Source organism: Streptomyces sp. NPDC029164 (assembly GCF_055563995.1).
This window is the reverse complement of record NZ_JBVHWW010000036.1, coordinates 73,577-84,607: the sequence shown is the minus strand read 5'-3', so window position 1 is coordinate 84,607 and position 11,031 is coordinate 73,577. Positions and strand designations below refer to the sequence as shown.

Sequence of the window (11,031 nt, the reverse complement as noted above, 5' to 3'; positions counted from 1 at the left end):
CGGCCCCATCGACCCCAGCACCCAGCGCTGCTGCCCCGTCGACGCCGTGAACTCGTCCGCGACCTCCCGGGCGATCCGCGCACCCGCCTCCGACAATTCGAAGTTGCGCTCCGCGATGTCGTACTCCGCCAGCGCCGCATAGTTCGTACCGAAGGTGTTCGTCTCGACGCAGTCCACACCCACCGAGAAGTACGCCTCATGGACCGAGCGCACGATGTCGGGACGGGTGACGTTCAGGACCTCGTTACAGCCCTCCAGCTGCTGAAAGTCCTCCATCGTGGGGTCCTGCGCCTGGAGCATTGTTCCCATGGCTCCGTCGGCGACGACCACACGGGCCGCGAGCGCCTCACGCAGGGCATCGGCCCGCGTCTGTGAGTTCGTCGTCATGCCGGCCGCTCCAGCTTCGGTGCCAGCAGCCCGGCCGCCTGCTCCCCGTACACCGCGCGGACGGTGGCGAGCAGGCGCTCGGGCCGGATCTCGTACGCCTGGGAGCCCACGGTCGCCAGGACCAGCGCGGACATCGCGCAGCCGAGCTGCGCGGCGGTCTCAAGCGGCAGCCCCCAGCCGACGGCGGCCAGGAAGCCGGAGCGGAAGGCGTCGCCGACGCCGGTCGGGTCCTCGGCGGGGACGTCGGGGACGGCGGGGACGGTGAGGGCCGGCTCGCCCTTGCGGTCGATCCGGACACCCTGCGCGCCCAAAGTGGTGACCCAGGTGCCGACACGGTCGAGGACCTCCGCGTGGCTCCACCCGGCCCGCTCGCGCAGCAGCGCGGACTCGTACTCGTTGGTGAACAGCCAGCGGGCTCCGGTGACCAGGCTGTGCACCTCGGCGCCGGTGAGGCGGGCGAGCTGCTGCGAGGGGTCGGCGGCGAAGTCGATGCCCAGCTCCCGGGCCTGTTCGGTGTGCCGGACCATCGCGCCGGGGTCGTTGGGGGAGACGAGCACCAGGTCGAGGGGGGTGCGGTCATGGACGCCGTGCAGGTCGATGCGCCCGGCTTCGGACATGGCGCCCGCGTAGAAGGCGGCGATCTGGTTGGAATCCTGGTCGGTCATGCACATGAAGCGGGCCGTCTGATGCTCGGCGGAGACATGCACCGAGCCGGTGTCGACGCCGTGTTCCTTGAGCCAGACCTCGTACTCGGCGAAGTCCGGGCCCACGGCGCCCACCAGGAGCGGTTCGAGGAAGAGGCCGCCGAGGCCGAAGGCGATGTTGGCCGCCACTCCGCCCCGCCGCACCTGGAGGGTGTCGACGAGGAAGGACAACGAGACGTGTTCCAGCTGGTCGGGGAGGAGCTGGTCGACGAACCGGCCCGGGAAGGCCATGAGGTGATCTGTGGCGATGGATCCGGTCACCGCGATACGCACGTGGACTCCTGTGAACTGGTCTGTGAACTGGTCTGATGCCGGCGGGGCGGAGCGGGGCGGGGCGGGGAGGGGCGGGATACGGCGGGGGGTGGGGGGATGCCCGGTGGCGCGGGCGGCGCACGCCCGGACTGCTCAGGCGGCCGCGGCGGCCTTCAGCCGCTCGGCGCGGTCGGTGCGCTCCCAGGTGAAGTCGGGCAGCTCACGGCCGAAGTGGCCGTAGGCGGCGGTCTGCGCGTAGATGGGGCGCAGCAGGTCCAGGTCGCGGATGATGGCGGCCGGGCGCAGGTCGAAGACCTCGGCGATGGCCCGCTCGATGCGGTCGGTCGGCACCGTGTGGGTGTCGAACGTCTCCACGAAGAGACCGACGGGCTCGGCCTTGCCGATGGCGTAGGCGACCTGGACCTCGCAGCGCGAGGCGAGACCGGCGGCGACCACGTTCTTGGCGACCCAGCGCATCGCGTAGGCGGCGGAGCGGTCGACCTTGGACGGGTCCTTGCCGGAGAACGCGCCGCCACCGTGGCGGGCCATGCCGCCATAGGTGTCGATGATGATCTTGCGGCCGGTCAGGCCGGCGTCGCCCATCGGGCCGCCGATCTCGAACCGGCCGGTCGGGTTGACCAGCAGCCGGTAGCCCTTGGTCTCCAGCTTGATGCCGTCCTCGTCGAGCCCGCGCAGCACGTACTCGACCACGTTCTCCCGGATGTCCGGGGCCAGCAGGGCCTCCAGGTCGATGTCCGAGGCGTGCTGGGTCGAGACGACGACCGTGTCCAGACGCACGGCCTGGTCACCGTCGTACTCGATGGTGACCTGGGTCTTGCCGTCGGGGCGCAGGTAGGGGATGGTCCCGTTCTTGCGGACCTCGGACAGCCGGCGGGAGAGCCGGTGCGCGAGGTGGATCGGAAGCGGCATCAGCTCGGGCGTCTCGTCGCAGGCGTAGCCGAACATCAGGCCCTGGTCGCCGGCGCCCTGCTTGTCGAGCTCGTCCTCCTCGCCCTCGACACGGCTCTCGTAGGCGGTGTCGACGCCCTGCGCGATGTCGGGGGACTGGGCGCCGATGGACACCGACACGCCGCAGGAGGCGCCGTCGAAGCCCTTCTGCGAGGAGTCGTAGCCGATCTCGAGGATCTTGTCCCGGACGAGCTGCGCGATCGGCGCGTAGGCCTTCGTCGTCACCTCGCCGGCTATGTGCACGAGACCGGTGGTGATGAGGGTCTCCACGGCCACGCGCGAGGTCGGGTCCTCGCAGAGGAGCGCGTCGAGGATCGTGTCGCTGATCTGGTCGGCGATCTTGTCGGGGTGTCCCTCGGTCACGGACTCCGAGGTGAACAGGCGGCGGGACATCTCACTCCAGGTGGTGTGGGGACGGGTGGTCGCACGGGCAGGTCACACGGGCAGGTCGGACGTGGGGGACACGGCCGGACATGGTCTGTTGCCGAGGATCCTGCCGCCCGGTCCTCGGCCCGTCCTTGAGAGCGCGTCGAGCGGAGCTGGCCGGTTCCCCCACCCCCGCTCGACGCGACCCCTCCCCGGCGGGCCCCGCTACCGGATACGGAGGTTGGCCATCATGCCCATCGCCGAGTGGTCCAGCAGGTGGCAGTGGTAGACGTACGTCCCCTTGAACGTGTCGAAGGTGGCGTGCAGCTTCACCGTCTCACCGGGGAACAGGCGGACCGTGTCCTTCAGCCCGGCCTCACCCGGCGCCACCGGGGCCCCGTTGCGCTCCAGCACCCGGAACTGGACCAGGTGCATGTGGAAGTTGTGCGGAATGATCTTGTTCGCGTTGGTGACCGTCCAGATCTCCGAACTGCCGTGGGCGATGGTCTGGTCGATGCGCTGGTAGTCCCAGACCTGACCGTCGATGAGCCCCCGCGGCTCCTCGCGGCCGTCCTCGTCCATGTTGAGGACGATGGTGCGCTGGACCGTCGCGCTCGCCATGGCCGGCAGGGTGCGCAGCGTCTCGGGCACCCGGCTCGCGTCGGGCGCCGTGCGTACGACGTCGAAGCGCAGCACCTTGCCCACCTGGTCGGGACTGCCGGGCCCCATGATGTTCTCCAGGACGATCTTCGTACCGACCGGGTAGCGGGAGAAGTCGATGACCACATCCGCCCGCTCCGCCGGCGACAGCCCGATGGAGTCCGTCGTGAAGGGGTGCTCCAGCAGACCGCCGTCCGTACCGATCTGGATCATCTGGCCGCCGTCCGACAGGCGCAGCTGGAAGAAGCGCATGTTGGAGGAGTTCAGCAGCCGCAAGCGGTACTTGCGGGCCGCCACCTCGAAGTACGGGCTCGGGCGGCCGTTGGCGAGGATGGTGGTCCGGCCGAACACGTCGTCCATCACGTAGACCAGCTGCCCGGCCTCGTCGAAGCGGGCGTCGCGCAGCGCGATCGGCACCTCGTACTGGCCGGACGGCAGCGGCAGCGACCGCTCCGTCTCGTCCGAGAGCAGATAGGTGGCCGACAGCCCCCTGAAGACGTGCTCCGACTCCATGTGGTGCGCGTGGTCGTGGAACCACAGGCCGGCGCCCGGCTGCTGGTTCGGGTAGGTGTAGGTCCGCGAGGTGTTCGGCGCGAAGGTGTCCATCGGGCCGCCGTCGTTCTCCGGCGAGACGCTGCCGCCGTGCAGGTGGACCGAGACCGGCATGGTGAGGTTGTTGCGGTGCCGGATCACCACCTTCCGCCCGGTGCGGGCCCGCAGCACCGGCCCCGGGAACTGGCCGTCGTAGGTCAGCACCTTCGTCTGCACACCGGGGATGATCTCCCGGCCCACCTCCTTGATGGTGACGGCATAGGTGTCCTGGCCGCCCAGCGTGGATATCGGCTGCAGCACCGCCGGCGTCGGCATCCGCACGGTGAACGGCGGCGGAACCGTGACCGGTTTGCCCCCGCCGGCGCCGGAGGCTTCGGCGGTCCGGGAACTGAGCAACGGCGTCAGCCCCCCGGTGGTGAGCAGACCGGCGCCGGTCGCGGCGACGGCACCGCCGAGCAGACTGCGTCTGGTGACCATGGGATGTCCTCCTGGGAAGGGTGTGTGCGGGCGCGGACGCCCGAAAGCGGCACCGGGCGCCCCGAGAACGGGCGGCGGCCGGCGTGCGGCGGCCGGTGTGCCGGTGCCTGCGGGCAGCCGGCGGGGCAGTGCCCCGCATGGCCGTCGCGCCGCGAGTGGACCAGACGCGCCTAGCGCATCACTCGAGCCCAGATGGTGTGCGGGCGTCAGGCGTTGCGCGGGCCTTGCGGGGCCTTCGTAACCCTCCTCATGCGTACGTACGACCGCGTACGCCCGACTCGTGCCGCCGACCGGGCGGCCGCTGGGGGAGGCTCCCGTGGACCTGCACGACCTGCACGACTTACGCGACTGGCTGCCGCGCGCACTCACGGTGGCGGAGCGGTGGGGAGGGCAGTTCGGCCCGTACGAGACCCACGACGCGCACCGCGTCCGGCCCGACGCCTTCGACGAGGCCTTCGACCGCCTCGCCAAGCGGATGGACCACAACTACCCGTTCTTCCACCCGCGCTACGCCGGACAGATGGTCAAGCCGCCGCACCCGGCGGCCGTCACCGGCTACCTCACCGCCATGCTCTTCAACCCCAACAACCACGCCGCCGAGGGCGGACCCGCCACCACCGAGATGGAACGCGAGGCCGTCGCCGACCTCGCCGCCATGTTCGGACTCGACGCCCACATCGGGCACCTCACCACCAGCGGCACCATGGCCAACCTGGAAGCCCTCTACGTCGCCCGCCAGCTCCACCCGGACCGCGGCGTCGCCTACAGCGGCGAATGCCACTACACCCACGAGCGGATGTGCCACGTCCTGGGCATGGAAGGCCACCGCGTCCCCACCGACGCCGGCGGCCGCATCGACCTCGAAGCGCTGGAGAGCGCGCTGCGCGCGGGACGCATCGGCACCGTCGTCGTCACCACCGGAACCACCGGCCTCGGGGCGGTCGACCCGGTGCACGAAGTCCTGCCACTGGCACGCCGGTACGGGGCACGGGTCCACGTCGACGCCGCGTACGGCGGCTTCTACGCGATCCTGGGCCGGGCCGGCACGGGCGGCATCGACCCCGCCCCCTGGCGGGCGATCGCCGCCTGCGACTCGGTGGTCGTCGACCCGCACAAACAAGGCCTGCAGCCCTACGGCTGCGGCGCCGTCCTCTTCCCCGACCCGCGCGCCGGCCGGCACTTTGCACACGACTCGCCCTACACCTACTTCACCGACGCGGACCTGCACCTGGGCGAGATCAGCCTGGAGTGCTCACGCGCGGGCGCGGCCGCCGCGGCCCTGTGGCTGACCCTGCAACTGCTGCCCCTCACACCCGACGGCTTCGGAGGGATCCTCGCCGCGAACCGCCGGGCCGCACTGCGCTGGGCCGACCTGCTGACCGCCTCCGACGAACTGGAGCTCTACCAGCGCCCGGACCTCGACATCGTCACCTATTTCCCCACATCCCCCGGCATGAGCCTGTCCTCGATCGACGCGGCATCCGACCGCCTGCTGCGCGACGGCATGACGGCGGAGGCCGACCCCGTGTTCCTGAGCGTGCTGCGCGCGGACGCGGACGCCTTCGTACGCCGCCACCCGCACGTGGCACGGGACGCGCAGGCGGCCCGGGTGATCCGCAGCGTCCTGATCAAGCCGGAATCCGAGCACTACCTGGCGACCCTGCACGCCCGCGTCGAGCAACTGGCCGCACGCGGCCGCACGGCGTCCTGACGGCCAACCCCCCGACTGCCGGCGGCCGAAGCCGCCCACGCGAAACTCCCCACCCCTCTCCCCACCCCTCTCCCCGCCGTTTCCCGCCGTTTCCCGCTGTTTCCCGCCCCCTTCCCGTCCCTTCTCTTCCCGTTCCTTCCCGCCCCGTCCTTCCGACCGGAGGTCCTCGCCTTGTCCCCGAACGCGTCCAGCCCGACCGCCTTACCCCGGCCCCACCGGCCGTCCGCCGACCACCTGTCCGCCCTGATGTCCGCCGCCTTCCACGACGACGCGCTGACCCGCTGGATGATCCCCGACGAGCGGCTGCGAGCCGAGCTGCTCCCCGGCTTCTTCCGGGTCTTCGTCGAACTCTCCGCCGCCCACGACGGGATCCTCACCACCCCCGACGGCGACGCGGTGCTGCTGTTCCTGCCGCCCGGCGCCGAACCGGACGAACAGGCGCTGGACGCCGCCTTCGCCCACGCCCTGGGCGAGCACACCGACGCCCTGCGCACCATCGCCCGCCTCCAGGCACAGCGCCACCCGCACAGCCCGCACTACTACGCCTCCTTCGGCGCCGTCCGCCCCGGCCACCAGCAGAGCGGCCTGATGTCCGGGCTCCTCGCCGAGATCGCCGCCCGCGCCGACGCCGACGGCGTCGGCGCCTACACCGAGGCCAGCTCACCGGGCGGCGAAGCCGTCACCCGCCGCGCCGGCTTCGACCGCCTGGGCGCGGACATCACCCTGCCCGACGGCGGACCCGTACTCCGACCGATGTGGAGGAACCCCCGATGAGGGGAGACGACCTGATCCAGTCGTGGACCAGCAGCCAGGTCGCCCGCGGCGAGGCACCGCCCGAAGCCATCGGCCCGCTCCTGCAAGTCCTCATGTGGAGCCGCGACTTCCTCGTCTCCAGCCACCCCGAACTGGGCCGCACCGGACCCGTGTGCCCCTACACCCAGCCCTCGCTGCGCAAGGACCTCTTCCACCTGGCCCTGCCGTCCGCCGGATGCGAGGACCTGGCCATGGCCGTCGACTCGCTGCGCACCCGCCACGCGGTCCTCTGCGAACCGCTCTCGCCCGAGGACCGCGAACTCCTCACCATCCTGCTGGTCCTGCCGGGTTTCGACCCCACGGACTCCGTGGAGCTGGACGAACTCCAGCGCAAGGCCAAGGACGAGTTCGTCGCCGAGGGGCTGATGATCGGGCAGTTCCACCCGGTCTGTGAGGAACCCGGCCTGTACAACGAGTCGTTCCGCCCGCTGCGCGCCCCGCTGCCGCTGCTGGCGGTCCGCAAGCTCCTGGTCTTCGACCTTCCCTTCCTGGTGAGCGACGACTCCCACATGGACCACTATCTCCAGCGGTTCGCGCCGGCGCTCCCGGCCCGGATCCGCGACCAGCTGGTGAGCCGGGTGGTGGCCGCCTGAGCGCCCCGCCGTCCCGCTGACCGCCGATCGGCCGCACCCCCTCACGAGGGGTGCGGCCGATCGGCGTCGCGGGGCGGCGGGGCGGTTTCCTAGAGCCGCAGGCAGTCCTCCAGGAAGGCCAGGACGCGCAGGTGGTAGGCGGTGGCCGCGTGGCCGAGGCTGATGTTGTGGCCCGCCGCGGGCAGGTGCTCCACGCTGACGTGCGGGGCTGAGGTCAGCAGGGCCGCCATCGATGCCAGGGCCGGCTCGTCCAGGTGCCACCACGCCTCGTGCTCGGCGAAGGTGAGGCGGACCGGGACGCGGACGCGGGGGGCCAGTTCCTCGTACTGGCCGGGCCACCAGGCGGTTTCCGCGGACTCGCGCGGCGGGGTCGGGGCGAGCAGGGCGCGGCTGGCCTGGAAGGTGCCGCGCGGGTAGAGGTTCAGGGGGCCCCAGTTGAGTGTGGAGGCACCGCCGCCCAGGGTGGAGGGGAAGTGCAGGGCCCGCGGGTTGTACTGGTGGCCGACGCCGGAGGCGTCCAGGCCCAGCAGGGGGACGGCGCCGTCGGTGGCCGCCGTGTGCAGGGCCACCTTGCCGCCGTCGGAGTGGCCCAGGAGGAACACGCCGGCGCCGATGGCGTGCCCGGCCGCGTGCTCCTTGAGGGCCGCGTGGAGGGTTTCCGCCTGGCCGGCCAGGCTCTGGCCCTCGGGCAGCAGGTCCGCCGAGTCGCCGTAGCCCGGCCGGTCGAGCGCCAGGACCGCGTGGCCCAGGCCGGTGGCGAGGGGGATGAGGGCGTTCCAGTACGCGGCCCGCATGCCGCGGCCGTGGACGGCCAGGATCGTGGAGCGGACCTCCCGGCCCTCGGGCAGGGCCCAGAGCCCCGACAGGGGAATGCCCGCGGCGTTCAGGGTGTGGGGGCGTGCGCCGCCCGTCGTCGAACTCATCGCAGGGCCAGCCCCTTCCGCGCGCCCGCCATCGTGTCCACCCACTCGACGGGTGCCCCGGTGCGCAGCAGCGAGGTGCCCACCAGCAGACCGCCGAACCCGGCGTCCAGGAGGTGGGCGGCGGTCACCGGGCCGTCGATGCCGCTCGCGCTCACCGGGCAGGCGGCGCCGGCGGCGAGGACCGCCGGCAGCAGGTCGAGGGAGCGCCCCAGGTCGCCGGCGCCCCGCTCGCGGGTCCTGATGTCCTTGTTGTTGACCGCGATCACACACTCCTGGGGGTGGTGGACCGCCTCGAGTTCGGCCTCCGTCGTGATCTCGACGAACGGGGTGAGGCCGGCCAGCAGGCACTCCGTGACCAGGGTCCGCATGCTCGACGCGGGGAGCAGCGCCGCCGTCAGCAGCACCGCCGAGGCGCCGAGCTCCCTCGCCGTGCGGATCTGGTCCTTCCTGGTGATGAAGTCCTTCTGGAGGAGCGGAAGGCCACTGAGCGCGGCCACGTCCCGCAGCAGCGCGGGCGAGCCGCCGAACCAGCGGCCCGTCACCACCGAGATGCACGGGGCGCCCGCCGTCTCGTACGCCTCCACGATCGCGGCGGGCGTCCGGCCGCCGAGCATGTCGTAGCCGTGGGCGTCGCGCCGTTTCACCTCCATCACCACGGGGGTCGGCGAGGCCAGGAGGGCCTCGAGAAAAGGGAAGCCGTTCCGGTTCTGCTTCGTCATCGCGAAAGCTCCAGCCGGGGAGGGTCGGGAACAGGGGTGCCCGTGCGCCAGGCGCGGGCCAGGGCGGCGATCTCCGGGACGCCGAAGCGACCACTCGCCTTGTCGCGTGCCGCCGTGTCCACGTCGATGCCGCGGAAACCGTGGTGGCGTACGACGTCCTCGTAGGCGGGACGGTTGGTTGGGCTCAGACCGCCGGCCAGGAGGAAGGGACGCCTCAGCCGGGGCAGCAGGGACGTGAGACGGGCCGGGTCGAGCGCGGCGCCGGTACTGCCGATCCGGCCGTCCCCGGTGGCGGTGTCGAGGAGGAAGAGGTCGGTGCCGGCCCGCTCGTACGCGCCGATCAGCGGGCGCTCCACACAGCCGCCCCCCTCGTCGACGTGCAGCACCTTGACGAGGCCGACGTGCGCGGGCAGTGCCTCGCGCAGCGCCCGTACGACGGCGGGCGGCTGGTAGGCGTGGAGCTGGACCCAGGCGACATGGGTGCGCCGCACGATCGCGGCCAGCTCGCGGGCATCGGCCAGGAACGTCACCAGGACCGGCAGGAGCCCGGCCGGACGGGCCGCCGCCACAAGGGCGGCGAGCCCGTCCGCATCGAGCTCCGAAGGGCCGCCGGGTACGCCGTGCCAGAGGCCGACGCAGTCCGCCCCGGCGGCCGCCGCCGCCTCGATGTCGCGGGGGCCGGTGGCCCCGCAGACCTTCAGCAGCGTCCGGGACAGCGGGCGGGTGGTGCTCACTTGCCCAGTCCCAGCATCGAGGCGATGCGGTTGTACTGGATCTCGTTCGTCCCCGAGTAGATCGTGCCGCCCAGGGCGTTGCGCACGTCCTGCTCGAGGCCGAACTCCGACATGTAGCCGTGGCCGCCGAAGATCTGCACGGCGGTGATGCTGGTGGCCAGGTTGCTCTCGCTCGTGACGAGCTTGGCGATGGCCAGGTCCACGGTGACGTTCTCGCCCGCCTCCAGCTTCTCCCCGGTGTCGTAGAGCCACTTGCGGGCGGTCTCCAGCTGGATCTTCGTGTCGACGATCTTGTTGGCGATCGTCTGGTACGAACCGATCGCCTTTCCGAAGGACTTGCGCGTCTTCGCGTAGTCGACACACCGCTGCAGCCGGTGCTGCATCTCGCCCACGTTGACGATGAACGAGAAGAGGATCTCCCGTTTCATCACGTGGTCCAGGACGAGGAACCCGCCCCCGACCCTGCCGAGCACCGCGGTCCTGGGCACCCGTACGTCGTCGAAGAACAGCTCGCTCAGCGGAGAGGTCCGCAGCCCCATCTTCTTGATGGGCTTGCCGGCGCTCACCCCGGGAGTGTTCCGGTCCACCAGGAACGCGGTGGTCCCCAGCGGGCCGCCGTCCGGATGGGTCCGGGCGTACACCACGATCACGTCCGCGATCGGCCCGTTGCTGACGAAGACCTTGCTGCCGTTGAGGACGAAGTCGTCCCCGTCCCGCACGGCCCTGGTGGCCATCGCCATGGCGTCGGAGCCGCCCTCGGCCTCGGTGATGGCGTGCGCGCCGATCATCTCGCCCGAGCAGATCCCGGGCAGGTAGCGCTCCTTCTGATCCACGGTGCCGAACTGCTGGATCGGGATCCCGGTGGAACAGATGGACGTGGTGACCGAGAAGCTCAGGCCCGAGTCCCGGTTGAACTCGCCGAGGCCTTCCAGCACGTACATGGTGGTCAGGAGGGACTGTCCGAGGCCTCCGTGGTCCTCGTCGAAGGGCAGTGACAGGATCCCGGTCTTCTGCACGAGCTTCCACTTGTCCTGCGAGAAGGCGGACTGCTCGTCGAGTTCGATGTGGTCTGCGCTGAGTGCGTCTCCCCACCGCTCCAGGCCTTCGCGCAGATCTGCCTGGTCGGCGTTCCAACGGATCACGAGGGACCCCTTTGATTCGGCTGACGGTT

General features: G+C 71.5%; 11 protein-coding genes. 3 read left to right on the top strand and 8 right to left on the bottom strand.

Features of this window, described 5'->3' with window-relative positions; all coding sequences use genetic code 11:
* From ACZ4VT_RS29910 to ACZ4VT_RS29895, 4 genes are all read right to left on the bottom strand, one after another.
* On the bottom strand, positions 1–387 hold a 387-nt coding region (locus ACZ4VT_RS29910; protein WP_467954320.1), incomplete at its 3' end, for a homocysteine S-methyltransferase family protein.
* A complete protein-coding gene (locus ACZ4VT_RS29905; protein ID WP_467954318.1) occupies positions 384–1,364 on the bottom strand; it encodes a carbohydrate kinase family protein in 981 nt (326 codons plus the stop codon). The genes ACZ4VT_RS29905 and ACZ4VT_RS29910, both read right to left, overlap by 4 nt.
* Positions 1,365–1,496: 132 nt before the next feature.
* Complete coding sequence (gene metK, locus ACZ4VT_RS29900) at positions 1,497–2,705, bottom strand: methionine adenosyltransferase (RefSeq protein ID WP_467954316.1); 1,209 nt, start codon at positions 2,703–2,705, stop codon at positions 1,497–1,499.
* A gap of 198 nt (positions 2,706–2,903) precedes the next feature.
* Positions 2,904–4,367 carry a multicopper oxidase family protein gene (locus ACZ4VT_RS29895; RefSeq protein WP_467954314.1) on the bottom strand — a complete coding sequence of 488 codons (1,464 nt, stop codon included), beginning with the start codon at positions 4,365–4,367 and terminating at the stop codon, positions 2,904–2,906.
* Positions 4,368–4,683: 316 nt separating this feature from the next.
* Here ACZ4VT_RS29895 and ACZ4VT_RS29890 point away from each other — a divergent pair, with 316 nt between their 5' ends.
* The 3 genes from ACZ4VT_RS29890 to ACZ4VT_RS29880 all read left to right on the top strand — a co-directional run bounded on the left by ACZ4VT_RS29890 (position 4,684) and on the right by ACZ4VT_RS29880 (position 7,484).
* A complete protein-coding gene (locus tag ACZ4VT_RS29890; protein WP_467954312.1) occupies positions 4,684–6,078 on the top strand; it encodes a pyridoxal phosphate-dependent decarboxylase family protein in 1,395 nt (464 codons plus the stop codon).
* Positions 6,079–6,249: 171 nt separating this feature from the next.
* Complete coding sequence (locus ACZ4VT_RS29885; RefSeq protein ID WP_467954310.1) at positions 6,250–6,852, top strand: hypothetical protein; 603 nt, start codon at positions 6,250–6,252, stop codon at positions 6,850–6,852.
* Positions 6,849–7,484, top strand: a complete 636-nt coding sequence (locus ACZ4VT_RS29880) for a DUF6875 domain-containing protein (protein WP_467954308.1) — start codon at positions 6,849–6,851, stop codon at positions 7,482–7,484. The genes ACZ4VT_RS29885 and ACZ4VT_RS29880 overlap by 4 nt, the downstream gene beginning before the upstream one ends.
* An 89-nt stretch (positions 7,485–7,573) precedes the next feature.
* Here ACZ4VT_RS29880 and ACZ4VT_RS29875 read toward each other — a convergent pair whose 3' ends face one another.
* From ACZ4VT_RS29875 to ACZ4VT_RS29860, 4 genes are read right to left on the bottom strand one after another with little or no spacing between them, the layout of a single operon-like run.
* Positions 7,574–8,407: an alpha/beta hydrolase gene (locus tag ACZ4VT_RS29875; RefSeq protein WP_467954306.1), complete on the bottom strand. Its 834-nt coding sequence runs from the start codon at positions 8,405–8,407 to the stop codon at positions 7,574–7,576.
* Entirely contained in the window at positions 8,404–9,126 is a 723-nt protein-coding gene (locus ACZ4VT_RS29870) for a beta/alpha barrel domain-containing protein (protein ID WP_467954305.1), read from the bottom strand. The genes ACZ4VT_RS29875 and ACZ4VT_RS29870 overlap by 4 nt, the downstream gene beginning before the upstream one ends.
* Positions 9,123–9,860: a phosphoribosylanthranilate isomerase gene (gene trpF / locus ACZ4VT_RS29865; RefSeq protein WP_467954303.1), complete on the bottom strand. Its 738-nt coding sequence runs from the start codon at positions 9,858–9,860 to the stop codon at positions 9,123–9,125. Before trpF ends, ACZ4VT_RS29870 begins: the two co-directional genes overlap by 4 nt.
* The gene (locus ACZ4VT_RS29860; RefSeq protein ID WP_467954301.1) at positions 9,857–11,002 is read right to left on the bottom strand and encodes an acyl-CoA dehydrogenase family protein; all 1,146 of its coding nucleotides are present in this window, start codon (positions 11,000–11,002) and stop codon (positions 9,857–9,859) included. Before ACZ4VT_RS29860 ends, trpF begins: the two co-directional genes overlap by 4 nt.
* Between the last annotated feature and the right edge of the window lie 29 nt (positions 11,003–11,031).